The sequence below is a fragment of the Bradyrhizobium sp. USDA 4011 genome (assembly GCF_054063415.1).
The window spans coordinates 5075318-5092956 of the sequence record NZ_JBSSGG010000001.1 but is presented as its reverse complement, the minus strand read 5'-3'; the positions used below and the strand labels follow the sequence as shown (position 1 = coordinate 5092956).

The window sequence follows — 17639 nt, the reverse complement described above, 5'->3', positions numbered from 1 at the left end:
GCATCACAATTCCTGCGCAGACATGATGCTCACTTTCATGGCTCGCTCGACATCAACTCAGCAGCACGATGCCGCCGGGCAGATGTCGCGCCTTCGCGCCGAAGATTTGCTGGAACATGGTCAGGATGCCATCGACATTGTCGATGCGGAACCGGCCGTTGACGAGACGGCGTTCCAATTCCGCGTTCGTCACCATGACCTTGCCCGACCGGTAACGGTTGATCTCCGTCACGACGTTGCCGAGCGGAGCGTCATGAAAGATCAGCATTCCGTCGCGCCAGGCTGTCACCTCGGCGGGATCGACCGGCATGGGCGCCGCGAGACCAAGCGCTGCATAGCTGACCTGTTGCCCCGCGCGCAGCGCCGCGACGGAGCCGTGACGGGTGATGCGGACCTCGCCATCGAGGCACGTCACGCAGGTGCTGCGCGGCTCATGACGCACGTTGAACTGCGCCTGACGCGCACTCATCTCGCCGTCGCCGGCAACCACGCGCACTTCGCGACTTGCGGAGGCCGCCGCGATCACGGCTTCTCCGGTCAGGATCTCGATGCGATCCTGGCTGCTGTCGCCCGACTGAACATTGACGCTGGTTCCGGTGTTCAGCGTCACCTTGACACCGCCATCGATCGTGAGCTTGCGCTGCTCGCCGGCGGCGGTGCGATAGTCCGCCATCACATCCTGCAGCGACGGCCACAGCTGCAGCGGTGGCGACACCACGAGATAGGCGGCCGCCGACGTCGCCAGCGCGCCTCCGAGCATCGCCCGCCGCGTCATGCGCGGCTGCCGCCGGACGTCCGCCAGCATGGAATCGCCGCGCCGCTTCAACAGGTTGGCGCCGGCCGGGCCGAGCTGATCCCAGAGCAGGCTGGCCTGCGCCAGCGCCTCCGAATGGGCGCTGCTCTGGCTTCCCCAGTGCCTGGTTTCCTCGATGTCCCGCCGGGTAGCCTGCCCCGAACCAAGCCGCTGGACGCGCGCAAGCGCCTCGCTCTCGACCGCGGTCAGTTCCTCCGACGGTTCGTCGCTACGTGTCATCGATCGGGCGTTTCCCTTGGCAGCACGTCCATCCAAATACGCAACACTCTGACGCTCTCCTATCAGGACGTTTCCCGCGGCGCCGGACCGAAACGCCTTGTGACCTTTTTGTTAAACCGCTTGGCGCAATGCTCGAGCGCGGCTTTCAGCTCAAGCTCCACCAAGCGCTGCGAAACGCCGAGGCGCGCGGCGATCTCCCGGAGCGGCGTGCCTTCCAGGCGGGATGCGAGCAGGATCGTGCGGCGACGCGGCGTCAGTTCCTCAAGCACCTGCTCCAGATGCGCAATCTGCTCCCGCGATTCGACCTCGCGTTCCGGCCCGGGCGCCGCGTCGGCGATCTCGAGCATTGGCTGCACCTCGAACCGCTTGATCCGGCGTGACTCCTGACGCTCCCGGCTGATCGCAAGGTTGAGCGCGCTGCGCAGCAGATAGCCGATCGGGCTGTCCACCACGCCCGGGCCGTTCTTGTCGCGAAGGTGCAGCCACGTCTCGTGAAGGGTCTCGCGCGCTCTTTCGTCGCCGAGACGCCGCGCGAGGCGGCGGCGAAGCTCGTCGTAGCGCTCGACGAGCAGGTGCCGAAGAATGGTCGAAGTCGTTTCCGTCATCGCGCGACCGGTCCCGGGCGCCTTGGGTCACGCGCGGCACAGTCGCCGGTCTCGGAAGGCGGCCGCGGCGAAACCGCCATCATGACGGGCTGCGGCATGTCCGGCGGCGGCGGCCGGCCGATGACGACAGCACGCAACAGGGCGGCGATCGCCTGGTCACGCGCGCTGTCATCGGTCGAGCCGAGCAGCTGCGGCTGCAGCACCTCGCCGGCATGCCCGATCCAGAACCTGAACTTGATCCGATAGCCGCCCGGCGCGGTCAGCGCGGACCGGCAGAATGCCTCCTCGACGCTGCTCTGGACGGCCGCAAGATACAGCATGAAGCCACGCATCGACGCCGTCTGCGGCGCAGTGGCCGCAGGTACAATCGTGAAGGCGTTCGCCGCGGCATAGACCGCGACCAGACCGGTTCCTTCGAGCAGGAGCTGCAACGCCATATCGGGCGTCATCGATCCCTTGACGGCCTGCGCGCGGCGCCCCTCGGCCAGTGTGGCGTCATAGACAACCTGAAGACCGGTGGCCGCGCTGTAGGCGTCGAGCGCGGAGACCAGAGGCTGGCTGCCAATATCGAAGTCGACCGTTGCCGGCGTCCGAACTGATTCAAGGCTTGCGGCCATCGTTACCGTCTGGATATTCCCGGCAACGAGAGTGCCTATGACCAGGCCAAGAAAGCGCTGCCACATCCGATCATGCTTCGAGCGCAGCCCGATCTTCCGACCCGTTGAACAAACTGCATGAGGCGCCGCCTTGATCCTCAAGCCCAGCCGAACAGCACGATCTATCGGTGATCGATAGAGCTGTTCGTCAAACCCCGCGGCAGGCGCAACATAGAAACAGATTGTGACAATCTGCTAACAAGGGCGGAGACCTCGCGCCGGCCGCACCTTGCGCCGCCGCAGCCGGCGCCAGCCGATCACGATACCGCTGATCGAGACGATCGTGCCGACCGCCGACAGCAGCCAGACCACGACATCGCGCGCCGGCCAGATGCGCAGCAGAACGGGAAAGTCCAGGCTGTGCAGCGCATTGAACAGCCAGCGATAGGACCTACGGCTGTCGTCGCTGCGGTCGAGGATCTCGGCGGTGACCGGGGAGATGTGCAGCCAGGTATGGGCGGGATCGTCGAAGCCGATCCGCAGCACCGGAAGCTCGCGCACTTGGTGCAGCGTGTACCAGTGGGCGTCCGGTTCATCGAGCTGTCGCGCCGATATCATCGCAGCTCCCGGCATCGCGCGCCGGGCAGCCGCGATGATCTCATCCTGCGAGAGCGTCACGGGCGCGCCGGTCACGGGATCCGCGAGGCTGCGGCGGCCACTACTGCCGTCGAGCACCATCAGCCGGCGTCCGCCGATCCAGACGAAGCGCGCCTCCACCGCCGATACCTGCGGCGGCGACTGCAAGCCGGCGACGATATCGGGTGCATCATGGCCGTTGTAGCCGACTTCGATCTCGCGCGTGAGGCCACGACCGGAGAATGCACCGCCGGGATTGAGCGACAGCCAGCCGCTGAACATCCAGGTGATGACGAAGATGCCGCCGACGAGGCCGGCAATATGATGCCAGGCTATCCAGCCGCGATAGGGCGAGACGGCGCCATCAGCGTAACGGCGCGTCAGCCGCAGGCGAAGAATGCCGATCCAGAATCCGGTGACGGCGACGACGAGGCAGATGCCCGATATCCACAGCACCACGTCCCGCCACAACGGCCCGTCCTTGCGCAACACGGTAGGATAGATCCAGTGCGGGATCGAGCCGAGCCAGTTCCAGACGCGCTCGCGCCGCGTGGTGTCAAGTGCGATCTCGCCGGTGCGCGAGGAGACATAAAGTTCGGTGCCATCCGCGTCGCCGAGGCCGATCAAATAGAGCGGCCGCCGCGGATCGAAGTGCGCCGTCACCGTCCATTGATCGCGCGTCAGGGTATCGAGCAGTTGCGGCTGCACGGCACGCGGGTGATGCCGGGCAACGGCAAGCGCCTGGTCCGGCGCGATCCGGTCGATCACGCTGCCGTCGATCGCCGAGATGGTGACGGCGGCTCCCTTCCAGCCGGTCACGCGATAGACCGGAACGTCGTCCAGCATCGAGAGCCGCAGATCGCGCGGATAATGCTCCGTGCCCGCGATCGCCATCGCGCGATCAGGTGCGATCTGTACCTTGCTCCAAACGATGCCAGGGAGTGCAGAGAGGCGCTCGTCGTCAGTGAAACGCGGAAACGCCACGTACATCATGACGAGGCCGGAGATGAACCACATCGCGAAGAAGAGACACGTCGCAATGCCGATCCAGCGATGGACGACATAGAGCCATCGCCGCGCTCGCCGGATCAGAGCGTTGCGCATGGTCAGAACTTCACGTTGACGGATAATTCGGCGGTGCGCGGCATGCCGAGCAGCCACTGCCCCGTCCCGTTCGAGGTCACCGCGTAGACCTTGTCGAACAGATTGTAGACCCGGAACGCGACCGTGGTGCGGTCATCCGGCTTCCACCTGATGCCGCCATTGACCACATTGTAGCCCGGCCGCAGCTGGGTGTTGGCGAGATCGGAGTACATCGCGCCGACGATCTGCACGCCGCCATAGACCGACCAGTTCGGCGCGAAGTCCCAGGTCAGCCAAACGTTCGAGACCTGCTGCGGCACGTTGACCGGAACATTGCCGTTGTAGCTGACGACTTTGCCGCCGACCACCTGGCTGTTGTTGTCGTATCGGGCACGCAGCAGCGCAAGATTGGCGTCGACGCGCCAGCCGTCGTTCAGCGCGAGCCCGATCGTTCCTTCGACCCCGCGGGATGATTGCTGGCCGATCTGCAGTGCCAGGCCGGCGGTCGGATTGCTGGGATCGGGAATGGTCAGGCCGGTCTTGACGATCTCGTACCCTGCCAGCGTCCACTCGCCGCGGCCGCCCCAGAACGACTGCTTGACGCCGATTTCGGTCTGCTTGCCGGTCGCGAGCTGGAAGGTTTTCTGCGAGGTCGACAGCGAGATCAGGTTGCTGACCGGATCGACGCCGACCGCATACTGGCCGTAGAACGCGAGGTTCTTGATCGGCTCGTACACCAACCCGGTTCGCCAGCTGGTGCCCGACAGCGTGGTTTCAAAACTGTTCGCCGGCGTCTTGTAGTCGGTGCGATCGACCTCGGGACGATCGTACCGGACGCCGGTGACGAGCGACAATTGATCGGTCAGCGACAGGCGATCTTCGGCGAACAGCGCGTATTGATTGACGATCGCGTTGAAGCCCGGCGTCGTCGCCGTGGTCGTCGCGAAGAACGATCCGGGATCGAACACGTAAGGATTGACCGACGACGCGCCGCCATAGGGCGAATTGTTGGTGTGGGTGAAGTCGATCCGGTTGACGTCGAACCCGGCGACGAACTGGTTCGCGAGCCCGAGAACGTGACCGCTGAAGGTCGCATCCATCCGGTTGCCGAGCTGCTTCTGGTCGTGGAATATCTCGATGTAGCTGGAGCGGTCGATCAGCTGGGTCTTCGGATTCCAGGTGTAATTTTCGATGTCGCGCCAGTGCCGCTCGCTGGTCAGATAATACAGCGTGTTGTTGACCTTGATGCCGTCGGCGACATCCCACTCGGTCTTGAACTGGGTCCAGCTGTCCTGGTAGCGGATCGCGCTGTCTGATGCGTTGTAGTTCTTGAAACGCAATGCATCCTGGATCGACCCGTTGATCAGCGGCGTGCCGAAATAGCGCGACGGGCTGCGATCGCCATAGTCCTCGGAGAGCGTAAAGGCGAGATTGTCCGATGCCTGCACCCGCACGGCGGCGGCGACCACCGCATTCGAGGTCTTGTCGCGATCGACCCAGCCGTCCGACATGTTGCCGGTGGCGTTGATGCGGTAGGACACATTGGGATCGATCGGACCGGTGCTGTCCACCGACAGCCGTCGCGTCATGTTGCTGTCGAGCGAGACCTCGGCCTCGTTATAGGGCGTGCCCTGCGGCTTTTTCGGAACAACGTTGATGACGCCGCCGATCGCACCCTCGCCGTACAGCACCGAGGCCGGACCGCGCAGCACTTCAACCCGTTGCGTCGACCAGGTGTCGTAGGGGAACGTCAGGGTGCCCGAACCGATATAGAAGCGCGTGCCGTCATACAGCGTCATCACCGAGTTGCTGCCGGCAAAACCGCGGGTGCTGAACGACAGGCCGCCATTGCCGGGCGCCGGCGTCGCGATGAACCCTGCCGCGTTCTGGGTGACGGCATCGAGCACATTGTGCTGGCCGCGTTCGGCGATGGTCTGCGACGTGATGATCTCGACGCTGGCCGGCGTCTGCAGCGGCGTCAGATTGAGGCGACTGCCGGTGCCTCCCTGTGTGGTGGCGTTGAGCGTCGGCGATGCCGATCCCGATGCACCCGACGCCGCGGTGCGCGGCGCGCCAGCGGTTGCCGCCGCCGTTGCAGGTCTGGCGCGCGGCCGCGACGACGTCGCCGAGTTGCGGCTTCGCACCGTGGGCTTGGGCTTTGCGGATGTCGAGGGTGCGACCTCGATCGGATCGAGCGTCGTAGGTGGAGCTGTTTGCGCCGAAGCCTCAGTCGGCAGCAGCAGCGATGACAGGGAGCAAACGAGACCGAGGCGCCAACGGCGCGCGGCGGGAGATGACGGAGACATGAGAAGACTCGCGGTAACGTGGCACGTCACCGCGAACGCGGACTGGCGCATTGCCCCAAAGGCAATGCTCCGATCCCACCAGGACGCCCCCGCCCGATGTGCTCGCGTGTGACCACGACTGACGGCAGGTCTCCTGGCTCACGGGTCATCGCCTGTCGACGCCTTCCCGGGCTTGATAGCCCAGTGGCAAATTGACGAAAGGCTCGCCGTTTACAGTTGCGGGGACAGCTGCGGCATTGGGGTTACCCTCGCACCGCATTCCCTTTTGATCCCCGAAGGGAACCGTCGGCAGAAACGATAGGTGGTGCGGGATGGGGTGTCAATTCGATGCGATTGTCGCACACATGCTTTGCGGGATGATGCTGCTGCGATGACACAGCGACAGCGCGGGCCGACGCGAGGATTCTCTATTCCGTCATCCTGACAGCTTGTGAATCTTTTTGTTTCGCCAATTTCTGGTGTGTTGGCGGGATAGCCGAAGCTTCAGATTTGATGGCCTTGCAGGATGTTGTTGGCGAGTGCGTACCAGAGCACGACAGCGCGGACCTTTTCGATGCCGCGCACGGTCAGTTGCCGCAGGTTCCAGTTTCGCCAGCGGGCATGGATGCATTCGCAGATCGAGCGAAGCTTGTACTGAGCCTTGCCGGCCTCGCTAGCCATCCGAGCCCGCCAAGCCAGGACACCCGGGCCATCCCCGCGCCGCGGCAGGGAGGGATCGGTGCCGTGCTTGGATTGTGTCGGTGGACAGAAGACCTCAACTCCCTGGCTGTGCGCCCATTCGATGTCGTGGGCGCTGCTAAAGCCGCCGTCGACGAGATGGCGCCCCGGAAGACGACCAATCCGCACGCGCGTCCGCTCGAGCATCGGCCGCATGAGGCCGCGGTCTGAGCCGGCATTGGTGATCTCGAACCCGACGACGATCTGCTCTCCGGCCACGCTTGCCACTTGCAAATTGTACCCCGGGCGGAAGCCGCCATCGGCCATCTTCATGACGCGCGCCTGTGGGTCCGTGGTGGAGGCGCGCGGCTCCTTGGGCGTCTTGCCGTTGTTGCGCTCTTCCGCGCGCGCTTGACGCTGGCGCTTGATCTCCTCAAGCGCTGCCTGTGCCGCCTTCAGCCGCTGCGCGCGCTCACGTGCTGCGCGCTCCTTGGCCGCCTTGATGCGCTGGTTGCTCGCGTCGGAGCGCGCATCGACCTCTCGCTTGAGTTCCTCCACGACCCCCTGCGCCACCCCCAGATGCCGGTCGAGGGTTGCCTGGCGCCGGAACGAGGCTGCTCCGGCGCTCGCCCGAATCCGCACGCCATCCTGCGCCAGCGTGTCGAGATCGACTAAGCCGACTTCGGCCAGCGCCGCCAGATGTTCTGCCAGCAGCCGGTCGAGCAAATCGGCATATCCGACCCGGAAGTCCGCCAGCGAGTGATAATTCACCGACACCCCGCCGCACAGCCAGCGATAGACATCGTGGCTCTCGCACAGCCGCTCCAGAGCCCGGGCACTCCCCCACCCCCTCGCTGGTCGCATAGAGCCACAGCGCCAACAAAAGTCGCGGCGAGGTCGCCGGATGACCAGGCCTGTGGCCCCGGGCCTTGATCCGATCCTCAAGCTCGCTCAGGTCGAGACCTTCGACATAGGACCAGATCACCCGCGCCGGATGACCCTCCCCAATGAGGCTCTCGATATCGACCGCTCGCAGCTCAACTTGATCGCGCTTCGGTTCGCGCAGCCGCGGCGAGCCCAACGGCGCCCCATCAGTTTGCGGCTTCGACCGCTCAGGCAGTTCTCCGAACAGCTTGTCCCCGGCCATCTTCCATCCCCCGCAACTCGCTCCGTGCAGAGAATCACATCCCGACCGAACCGGCTACATCGGCAGTCTAAAACAGGAAAAATTCACACGCTCTGAGGTGCGAGCCTTGCGGCGCAATTGCGCCGCTGGGCGAGCCTCGAAGGATGCACGGCCACCAGCCGGGCCGTCGATCCTTCGAGACGCCGCTTCGCGGCTCCTCAGGATGACGGAATACCTAATTCGCATCACCCTGCTTCGACACATCCCTGCATCACCTCATCGATCTCGGCCCGCGACAGAGCGCCCATCTCGGCGATGAACACGATTCGCGTGCGTGGCACACCGGGTGCCGGCACGCCGCCGGCAGCCAATGTCGCGCGGCCGCCGGCGAGTTGAAACACCGTCAGCCGTCCGGGCTGCTCCACCGTCTCGAACAATCCCTTCGCCCGCGCCAGCTTCGGCGCCAGTTTGCCGATCGCCTGCTGCAAGCGCGGCAACCGCACCGGCCGCTCCGAGGTCCAGCTCAGCGTCTCGAACCGGTCGGATCCCGGCCGTCGCGGCGCGGTCTCGCGCGGCGCCGGCACATGATCGAGATCCGCCGGAAACAGCAACGCCTCCGGCACCTCACCATGCAAGGCATCAACGACCACGGCCGCCGGACGCGCTGCCCGTACCGCGTCGCGGATTGCGGCGCACGCGGCTGCATCGGCCAGATCGACCTTGCTCAGCGCCACCACATCGGCCGCCCGCAACTGCGAGCGCAGCAGCGCATCGTTCAGCATCGCCGCCGGCTGGGTCGCGTCGACCACGCACAGCACGGTCTCCAGCGGCGCCTCCTTCCAGATCACCGGGTCCATCAGGTTGCGCACGATGTCGGCGGGATCGGCGATCCCGCTGGTCTCGATCACGATGAATTCGGGACGCGGATCGCGCCGCAGCAAGGTTGCGAGCGTGCGCAGCAGATCGCCCTCCAGCGTGCAGCAGATGCAGCCATTGCTCAGGCTGACCACACCATCGCTGGCGCCCGCGACCAGCTCCGCGTCGATATTGATCGCGCCGAAATCGTTGACCACGGCCGCGATGCGCCGGCCTTGCGCATGCGCCAGCAGATGGTTGACGACCGTGGTCTTTCCCGCCCCGAGAAAACCCGCGACCAGCAGGATCGGGACCGGCACCTCAGCCCCCGGTGACGGGCCGGCGCACCGGCCGGCCGGGCCGTGCCGCGACATCGAGCACGCCATCATTGATCAGCGGCTGGCCGCTGACCACGAGATGCCGCACGCCTTCCGCCGGGCGGTTCATCGCGGAGAAGGTCGCACGATCGCTGAGCGTCTCGAAGTCGAACGCCACGACGTCAGCGTCGGCGCCGACCTGCAACCTGCCCTTGGCGCGCATCGCCGGCGTGCTCGCGGATAGGATTTCCGCCGGAATCAGCGCGCATTTGCGGATGCCCTCGAGCAGGGACACCTTCCGGCGCTCGCGGACCCATTCGCGGATGAAGCGGGTGAAGCAGCCGGCCGAACGCGGATGCGAGGTGGCATCGTCAGGCAGCGGCCAGGCGTCGCCGGTGTAGGGGCGGCCGTCCGATAGCGCCCACGGCATCGCGTCGGACGCGATCGCACCGCCCGGATACAGCACCGCCATGTCGAGCAGATCGCGATGATGCGCGTTGTTCTCGATATCGAGCACATGCCACAGCACCAGCGTCGAGGGTTCCGCGGCCTGCGCCGCCAGCAACTCCTCGCGGCTGCCGAAGCGGTGACCGTCGGTCACGCGCTGCACCGAATCATAGCCGAGGCCGTTGCGCTCCTCGAATTTGGGATCGCTGAAGAAGGTCGCCGCCAGCACGGTCGAGCCGGTGCCGTAGGGATAGGCCTCCACCGTGATCGGCAGGCCCTGCGCCTGCGCTTTCGCGATCAGCGCAACACAGCGCTCGATGTCCGTCTTGCTCGACGAGTTGAAATGGCAGATGTGCATGTGCGCGCCGGTGGCACCGGCATAGCCGATCAGGCGGATATAGGCCTCGACCGCGCTCTCGGGATCGATGCGGGACATGTAGGCGACGTGGGTGAAGGTCGGCACCGCATGATCGGCGGCGAGCTGGCAAACTGCAGTCAGTTCCTGCACGCCGGCGCCCGGCGCATAGGCGTTGAGAATGCCGATGCCGATGCCGCCCTCGTTCAATCCGTTGGCAAGGCGCGCGAGGATGCCGCCGACCTCACCCTCGGTCGCCACGTTCTCGATCCAGCGGCGATCGCGCATCGCGGCGCCGAATGATTCCAGCGAGCTTTCCGCATTCGAGCCGGTCATCGCGCCGATCCGCGCGAACGCCCAGTTGGCCGCGGCGCCGTAGTTCAGCACCCGCCCCTTCTCGGCCTGGCGCTCGTACCAGGATGCCACCGGCAACACGCCGGCCTCGAGGTCGAGCGATGTCGTAACGCCGTCGAACGCCTGCATGCGATCGGCCGGAATGGTCTGGCCATGCGCGTGCAGGTCGATGAAGCCGGGCGCCACCACAAGCCCGGTGGCATCGATCTGCCGCTCGGCGCCGCCGAGCCCGGTGCCGACCGCGGCGATCTTGCCGTCGACGACGGCGACGTCGCCGATCGCATCCATCCCGCTGGCCGGATCCACCACCCGGCCGCCGCTGATCACCAAACCACCCATCGCCACTCCCCGCATTGTCCGACACCGGCCGGTCTCATTTCGAGCACAGAGAAGCGCATCGCACTCATCGCAGCAAGCCGGGCCAGGGTTGTGGCGACATGCTGTAGCGGAATATCCGCCGCGCCGTGACGGCGATTGCAGAGAGCCCCTCGTTACGTTCCGGTTGCACGCCGCGACGGCAGTCCCCGCCAGAGATCGTTGCCGGGTCTCATGCGGCTCGCCACGAGTTTCGGCGGCGTGCGGTCCCTGGCGATCGCCGCTTCGACCGCGCGCTTGAGCCTGACATTGTCGATTTGTGCCAGGAATCGCCGGATGACGGCATCCTGATCCGCGCCCTGACCGGAGATCGCCGCGCACAGCTCCGCGGTCGTCCGGCGGAAGAAGTGGAAGGCGTCATCGGCCGCGCCGCCCAGCCGGTCGACCTCGCCGGCCACATTAAGCGCCTGCATCCGATCGTCGTCGTCGAGCGTCACTGCGAAGCGCAGCACGGCAAGCTGCCAGGCACGGAGCAGCCTGCTCTCGGGTTTGGTCGCGTCCTCGCGCATCAGTCGAACACCCCGCGCGCCGATGCCCCCGGGCTGTCGAGGGAGGTCAGGCGCGGCGCGACTATCCTTGCGCGGGAATAGGTTTTCGAGGGGAGCGCGCGCTCGATCGCATAGGAATCGCATAGGCGGAGGGCACAGCGTCCCAATTCGTTCAAATCCCCTCGAACTGCAACCGCGCCAGCCGCGCATAGAGGCCGCCCGCGGCAACCAGCTCGGCGTGGGTGCCCTGCTCGACGATCCTGCCCTGGTCCATCACCAGGATGCGGTCGCAGGACAGCACGGTCGCCAGGCGATGCGCGATCACAAGCGTGGTGCGATGGCGCATCAATTCCTCCAGCGCGGTCTGCACCAGCGTCTCGCTCTCGGCGTCGAGCGCCGAGGTCGCCTCGTCGAGCAGCAGCAGCGGCGCATCGCGCAGGATCGCGCGCGCGATCGCGATGCGCTGGCGCTGGCCGCCGGACAGCGTCACGCCGCGCTCGCCGAGCTGGGCGTCGAAGCCGTCGGGCAGCCGGCGCACGAATTCGGTGGCATGGGCGAGGTCGGCGGCGCGCTCGACCTCGGCGTCGGTGGCGTCGGGCCGGCCGAACCGGATGTTGTCGCGGGCGCTCGCGGCGAACACCACGGAATCCTGCGGCACCAGCGCGATCCGCACGCGCACGTCGGCCGGATCGGCCTGCCGGATCGGCACGCCGTCAAGCGAGATGGTGCCCGATTTCGGATCGTAGAAGCGCAGCAGCAGATGGAACAACGTGCTCTTGCCGGCTCCCGACGGGCCGACGATTGCGACCTTCTCGCCGGAGCGCACCTCCAGCGACACGCCGTCGACGGCAAGCGCGTTGGGCCGGGTCGGATAGGCGAAGCTGACATTGTCGAAGCCGACGTCGCCGCGCGCGGGCTGCGGCAGCGCGCGCGGCGAAGCGGGAGCTGCGATCTGCGGCCTGACGCGCAAAATCTCGAACAGCCGTTCGGCGGCGCCCGACGCGGCCGAGACCTCGCCCCAGACCTCGCTGAGCTGGCCAAGGCCGCTCGCGGCGAAGGCCGTATAGAGAATGAACTGGCCGAGCCGGCCGGGGCTGATGGCGCCGATCAACACGTCGTGCGAACCGACCCAGAGGATCACGACGACGCTGGCGAACACGATGAAGATGACGATCAGCGTCAGCACCGCGCGCGCCTTGGTCGAGCTGCGCGCCGCCTCATAGGCCTGCTCGACCTCGCGGGCAAAGCGCGTCCGGGCGAGCCGCTCGCCGGTGTAGGCCTGCACGGTGCGGATCGCGTTGACCAGCTCGTTCGCATAGGCGCTGGCATCGGCCAGCGTGTCCTGTGCGTTGCGCGACAGCCGCCGCACCCAGCGACCGAACGCGACCAGCGGAATCACGATCATCGGAATCGCGAGCAGCACGAAGCCCGAGAGCCGCGGGCTCGTGATCACCATCATCGCGGCGGCGCCGAAGAACAGCATCACATTGCGCAGCGCGATCGACACCGAGGCCCCGACCGCGGACTTGATCTGCGTGGTGTCGGCAGTGAGCCGCGACACCAGTTCGCCGCTTCGTGCGGAATCGAAGAACGAGGGCGACAGCGAAATCAGATGCGCGAACACGTCACCCCTGAGATCGGCGACGATGCGCTCACCGATCGTCATCACGAGGTAGTAACGCGAGGCGCTGGCACAGGCGAGCACCGCGACGACCGCGAGCATCACGCTGAAATAGCTGTTGACCATCGCGATGCCTTCGGGCGTGAAGCCGAGGTCGATCATCCGCCGCACCGCGACCGGCACGATCAGCGTAGTGATCGCCGCGATCGTCAGCGAGATCAGCGCGAGGATCGCCCGTCCCTTGTAGCGCGCCACATAGGGCGCGAGCGCGAGCAGCGGCCGCAAGCGGGCACGGCTCTTCGCCGGCTCGGTGATCTGGCTCTCGATGAAGGCCTCCTCATCGAGCAACGCATCTCGCGGCGGCTCGGGGGGGCCGCGAGGGGGCTCAAGCTGTTCGGCTACACTCATTTATCTGGACCGGTTCTATCGCCCCCCACATAGGCCCGCCGACCCCGGCTGGCAAATCCGGTAAAGTCCCAATCCGGTGATGGGCTTAAGCTCCCCTTTCTTGGCTTGTTTTGGGGGGCTCCATGGGTTATAGAGCCGCCCAAATCCCGTACCTAGATGTCTTGAGACGGGCGCTGGCGCGCCGAAGGAACTGTCATGAAAGCCGATATTCATCCGAATTATCATACGATTAAGGTCGTCATGACCGACGGCACCGAGTACCTGACCCGCTCGACCTGGGGCAAGGAAGGCGACACGCTGAACCTCGACATCGACCCCAAGTCGCACCCGGCCTGGACCGGCGGTACCCAGCAGCTGATGGACCGCGGCGGCCGTGTCTCGCGCTTTCAGAAGAAGTTTTCGGGCTTCCTCAAGAAGGACTAAAGTCCGCTTCGGGATCGCCCCTGCGATCACACAAAACGCCTCCATCTCGGGGGCGTTTTTGTTTTGGGGGTTGGCGGACCGGCCGGACGGGCGAGCGCGCCACTCTCTCCATGCGTCGTCCTGGCGAAAGCCACGCCCTATAACCCCCGCATTCGATGATGAACGGGATCGTGGCCCCAGCGCGCGAAACAATTGAGAAATGGGGGTCCTGGCCTTCGCCAGGACGACACTGAATGTGTGGCACGGCCTGCATCCACAATTGTCGTCCCTGCGAAAGCAGGGACCCATCACCACAGGGTTGTGTTGTTGGAGAGGGCTGTGGCCCCAGCGTCGCGCACCAATTGCAATTTGTGGTTATGGGTCCCGGGTCAAGCCCGGGACGACACTGAGTGGCACGATCTCGAGCGAGTTCGGTGTCATCACCCGCGCATGCGGGTGATCCAGTATTCCAGAGGCGTCTGTGCTTGAGCCGAGGTGCCGCGGCGTACTGGATCGCCCGGTCAAGCCGGGCGATGACAGGCGTAGTTGGGCACGCAGCGTCGCATTCTCGCGACATGAATCGTCCGAGTTTTGGATTTCGTTTCGCCCTCTCTTGAACAGAGGGCGCAGGGAAAGCCGGGTGCCGATCGCACCCATGGGTCCGGTGCAAATAAAAAGCACCGGAGGTCGGACCACAGGTGTAACCGGAGCAATCCGGCTTTCCCTGCGCGATGGGTTACGGCTTACTTCGTGCTCTCCCCGGTGAGACCGGGCTTGTTTGTCACCGCCCTTGCAACGACGCTTACGCGTCTTGCAAGAGGACACCAGCCGCTGGGCGTCAGGACCACACGACTTCACCGTCCGCTTCATGTGCCCTCGTCAGTCGCACAATCTGCGTCCACCGCATCTCACCGCAACACCCGTGACGATGCGCAGCGCCCCTCGATCGGGTGAGACGAGCAATTCATACACTGAGTTGCGCTTCTGATAAAGCGAAATGTTTTTGCACGAGGGGCTTGCGTCGTCGGGCAACTCAGTGGCACGCGCGCGAGGCGGGGCACTGGCAGACGGAGCGCCGCGCCCCTAGCGATCCTGGAAGGCGAGCCGCGCGCCGAGCGCGACCAGGATGCTGCCGCCGATCCGTTGCATGATCCGCTGTGACCTGAGGGAGCGCTGCAGCCTTGCCATCACGGCAGTGGCGAAAAACACGCAGACGATATCGACTGCCGAGAACGTCAGGTTGACGATGGTGCCGAGCAGGAACAGCTGGGCCCAGACCGGCACGCTGGCCGACGCATCGACGAATTGCGGCAGGAACGCCAGGAAGAAGATCGCGGTCTTCGGATTGAGCACTTCGACGACGATGCTTTGCGCGAAGGCGCGCTCCACGGAGAGCGGCGTCAACTCGGGACGCTTTGCATTGTCGCGATCGCGGAACAGCGACAGCCCGAGCCAGGCCAGATAGGCCGCACCGGCAAGCTTCATCGCCATGAATAGCGGCGGCACCGCATGAAACAGCAGCGCGAGGCCCGCGGCCGCGGCGATGACATGGACATAGCCGCCGAGATGCAGGCCGAGCGAGGCCATCAGCCCCGCGCGCCGGCCACCCGCCAGGGTGCGGGCCGCGGCGTAGAGCATGGCCGGACCGGGAATCAACGCGAAGGTTGCGGTCGTGACCGCAAAGGCAAGGTACAATTCCATCGGTGACCTTCGTCTTAGCTCGCGGGGATCATCGCCGCGACCTCGCGGTCGGCAGGATTGTCGCTGGCACCAAGGCCTGCGATGACGCCGGCGCGATCCTCGAGCTTGCGGTTCTGACTCATCTTCTTCTTGGCGTCGATCCGTGTGATCGGCATCCGGAAGCCGACGATGCCGCGCAGCTGCGCCTTGATGAAATCATCGGGCGCATCGCTGACTTGCCAGACTTCCTGCCGCGAACTCTCGTGCAACGCAGTCAGCCGGGTCACGATGTCGAGCAGGCGATCCGCATCCTCGAAGAACTCGGCCACGCCGTAGGCGTGGACGGCGACGTAATTCCAGGTCGGCACCACCTTGCCGTGCTCGGCCTTGGTCACATACCAGGACGGCGTCACATAGGCGTCGGGCCCCATGAAGATCGCCATCGCCTCACCCACGGCGGGCAGCTTCCATTGCGGATTGGGCCGCGCGACATGACCGTACAGCGTGCCGTAATCGCCCTCGTTTTCGCTGAGGATCAGCGGCAGCGGCGTTCCGATCAGCCCGTCCGCGGTCGCGGTAACCAGTGTCGCGAGCTTTGAGGCCCGCATCGCGGCGTGGATCGCGCCGAGCTCATCCATCTTGAAATGCGGCGGCAGGTACATGGCAGGCCTCTTGGCAAACCTCATCGAATTGTTGCTCGCACAATAGCGCCGAAGTGGCCTATGATAAGAGCCACTTTCGATCATCATGACTGGTCCACTATGCCCCGCCTGCGCGCCACCATCAGCATCCCCTCGCTGCGGGCGGTCGACCGCGCCGCCGGACAGGTCGGACGCCAGATCGCGCAGTCCCTGCGCGCAGCCATCGCCAGTGGCGAACTGAAGGCCGGCGAATATCTGCCGTCGACGCGCGCGCTGTCGGCCTCGCTCGGCGTGGCGCGCGGCACGGTGACGGAAGCCTTCGAGCAATTGCAGGCCGAGGGCTATCTGCAATCGCAGGTCGGCGCCGGCACCCGCGTCGCGCCGACGCTTGCGGAACAAGCACGGCCACCTCGCCCGCCGGCTGGCCGCAGCCCGAACAAGACTGCGCCGATCGAGTTGCCGCCGCGCGCTGTGCGACTTGCCAAGGTTGTGGCGGCCTTCACGCCGATGCCCGAAGTCCCGTTTGCGATTGCGGTCCCCGGAGGCGCCGTCGCCCCTGATGACAATTGGCGCCGCCTCGGCAACCGCGTGCGGGCATCGCGCGCGGCAGCGCCTGCAAGCTACGGCGATCCGCGCGGCCTGATGGCGCTGCGGCAGGCGATCGCCGACTATGTGCGCAAGTCCCGCGCGGTGCATTGCGAGCCCGAGCAGGTCGTGATCACGGCCGGCACGCAGCAGGGCCTTTATCTGGCCGGCCGCGTGCTGCTGTCTGCGGGCGATCGGGTCTGGGCCGAGGATCCGGCCTATCCCGGCATGACGGCGGTGCTCGACGATCTCGATCTCGTCACCACGCGCGTTGCAGTCGATGCACAAGGCGTCGACGTCGATGCGGCGATTGCCGCGTGCCCGAATGCGCGCGCGGCTTTCGTGACGCCCTCGCATCAGTACCCGCTGGGCATGCCGATGAGCATGGCCCGCCGCAACGCGCTGGTGGCGTGGGCGCAGCGAAGCAATGCGTGGATCGTCGAGGACGACTATGATAGCGAGCTGCGCTATGCCGGTCATCCCTTCCCGTCGATGCAAGGGCTCGCGCCGTCACGCGTGATTTATCTGGGCACGCTCAGCAAGGTGCTGTTTCCCTCGCTGCGGCTCGGCTACGTCGTAGCGCCGCTGCCGCTGATCGACGCCTTCGCCGGCGCGCGGGCGCTGCTCGACCGGCATTCACCGACCGCCGACCAGCATGTGCTGGCGGCCTACATGCGCGAGGGATTGTTCGAAGCGCATATCAGGCGGATTCGCGGCGTCTACGCCGCGCGCCGCGCGACACTGATCGCATCGATGACGCGTCACATGCCTGATCACGTTACGCTGCAGCCGAGCGACCAGGGCATGCATCTGTTGCTGTGGCTGCCGCAGGGCTTCGACGACGTGCAATTGGCGAAGGCCGCACTTGCCGACGGCATCGTCCTGCGGCCGATCTCACCCATGTACGAGGCTGCCGCGCGGCCCGGCCTCATGCTCGGCTTCGGCGGTTTCGAACCGGAGGAGCTGGAGGCGGCGGCGATACGGCTGCGGCAGGTGATCGATCTGCACACGCCGCAGCGGCTGGCCAAGCCACGCCGCAATGAGGCTTCACACTGAGTTGACGGTTCGA

At 65.8% G+C, this 17639-nt stretch carries 13 protein-coding genes, 1 pseudogene and 1 riboswitch; of the genes and pseudogenes, 2 read left to right on the top strand and 12 right to left on the bottom strand.

Annotation, left to right across the window (positions count from 1 at the left end; genetic code table 11):
* Nucleotides 1-52 precede the first annotated feature (52 nt).
* The 10 genes and pseudogenes from ACVW1C_RS23875 to ACVW1C_RS23830 all read right to left on the bottom strand — a co-directional run bounded on the left by ACVW1C_RS23875 (nt 53) and on the right by ACVW1C_RS23830 (nt 13262).
* A complete protein-coding gene (locus ACVW1C_RS23875) occupies nt 53-1033 on the bottom strand; it encodes a FecR family protein (RefSeq protein WP_456760499.1) in 981 nt (326 codons plus the stop codon).
* Nucleotides 1034-1095: 62 nt separating this feature from the next.
* Nucleotides 1096-1638 carry an RNA polymerase sigma factor gene (locus ACVW1C_RS23870; protein WP_456760498.1) on the bottom strand — a complete coding sequence of 181 codons (543 nt, stop codon included), beginning with the start codon at nt 1636-1638 and terminating at the stop codon, nt 1096-1098.
* Nucleotides 1635-2255, bottom strand: a complete 621-nt coding sequence (locus tag ACVW1C_RS23865) for an STN domain-containing protein (RefSeq protein WP_456760497.1) — start codon at nt 2253-2255, stop codon at nt 1635-1637. Before ACVW1C_RS23865 ends, ACVW1C_RS23870 begins: the two co-directional genes overlap by 4 nt.
* Before the next feature lie 234 nt (nt 2256-2489).
* Nucleotides 2490-3974 carry a PepSY domain-containing protein gene (locus ACVW1C_RS23860; RefSeq protein ID WP_456760496.1) on the bottom strand — a complete coding sequence of 495 codons (1485 nt, stop codon included), beginning with the start codon at nt 3972-3974 and terminating at the stop codon, nt 2490-2492.
* 2 nt (nt 3975-3976) lie between these two features.
* On the bottom strand, nt 3977-6259 hold the full coding sequence (locus tag ACVW1C_RS23855) for a TonB-dependent receptor (RefSeq protein ID WP_456760495.1): 2283 nt from the start codon (nt 6257-6259) through the stop codon (nt 3977-3979).
* Between the two features lie 106 nt (nt 6260-6365).
* Nucleotides 6366-6561: riboswitch (cobalamin riboswitch) on the bottom strand.
* A 181-nt stretch (nt 6562-6742) separates the two neighbouring features.
* Nucleotides 6743-8063: pseudogene (locus tag ACVW1C_RS23850) on the bottom strand (IS1182 family transposase).
* Between the two features lie 224 nt (nt 8064-8287).
* Nucleotides 8288-9217, bottom strand: a complete 930-nt coding sequence (locus tag ACVW1C_RS23845) for a CobW family GTP-binding protein (protein ID WP_456760494.1) — start codon at nt 9215-9217, stop codon at nt 8288-8290.
* A 1-nt stretch (nt 9218) separates the two neighbouring features.
* Nucleotides 9219-10709, bottom strand: coding sequence for an amidohydrolase family protein (locus tag ACVW1C_RS23840; RefSeq protein WP_456760493.1), 1491 nt, complete (start codon nt 10707-10709; stop codon nt 9219-9221).
* Between the two features lie 152 nt (nt 10710-10861).
* A complete protein-coding gene (locus ACVW1C_RS23835; RefSeq protein ID WP_456760492.1) occupies nt 10862-11254 on the bottom strand; it encodes a hypothetical protein in 393 nt (130 codons plus the stop codon).
* 151 nt (nt 11255-11405) lie between these two features.
* On the bottom strand, nt 11406-13262 hold the full coding sequence (locus tag ACVW1C_RS23830) for an ABC transporter ATP-binding protein/permease (RefSeq protein WP_456760491.1): 1857 nt from the start codon (nt 13260-13262) through the stop codon (nt 11406-11408).
* A 195-nt stretch (nt 13263-13457) separates the two neighbouring features.
* Here ACVW1C_RS23830 and rpmE point away from each other — a divergent pair, with 195 nt between their 5' ends.
* Nucleotides 13458-13685, top strand: a complete 228-nt coding sequence (rpmE, locus tag ACVW1C_RS23825) for a 50S ribosomal protein L31 (RefSeq protein ID WP_016845230.1) — start codon at nt 13458-13460, stop codon at nt 13683-13685.
* A 1062-nt stretch (nt 13686-14747) separates the two neighbouring features.
* Here the strand turns inward: rpmE and ACVW1C_RS23820 are convergent.
* Together ACVW1C_RS23820 and ACVW1C_RS23815 are read right to left on the bottom strand one after the other, a co-directional pair.
* A complete protein-coding gene (locus ACVW1C_RS23820) occupies nt 14748-15365 on the bottom strand; it encodes a LysE family translocator (protein WP_456760490.1) in 618 nt (205 codons plus the stop codon).
* A 14-nt stretch (nt 15366-15379) separates the two neighbouring features.
* Entirely contained in the window at nt 15380-16006 is a 627-nt protein-coding gene (locus ACVW1C_RS23815; RefSeq protein ID WP_456760489.1) for an FMN-binding negative transcriptional regulator, read from the bottom strand.
* A 99-nt stretch (nt 16007-16105) separates the two neighbouring features.
* Here ACVW1C_RS23815 and pdxR point away from each other — a divergent pair, with 99 nt between their 5' ends.
* Nucleotides 16106-17626, top strand: coding sequence for a MocR-like pyridoxine biosynthesis transcription factor PdxR (pdxR, locus tag ACVW1C_RS23810; protein WP_456763154.1), 1521 nt, complete (start codon nt 16106-16108; stop codon nt 17624-17626).
* The last annotated feature ends 13 nt before the right edge of the window (nt 17627-17639 follow it).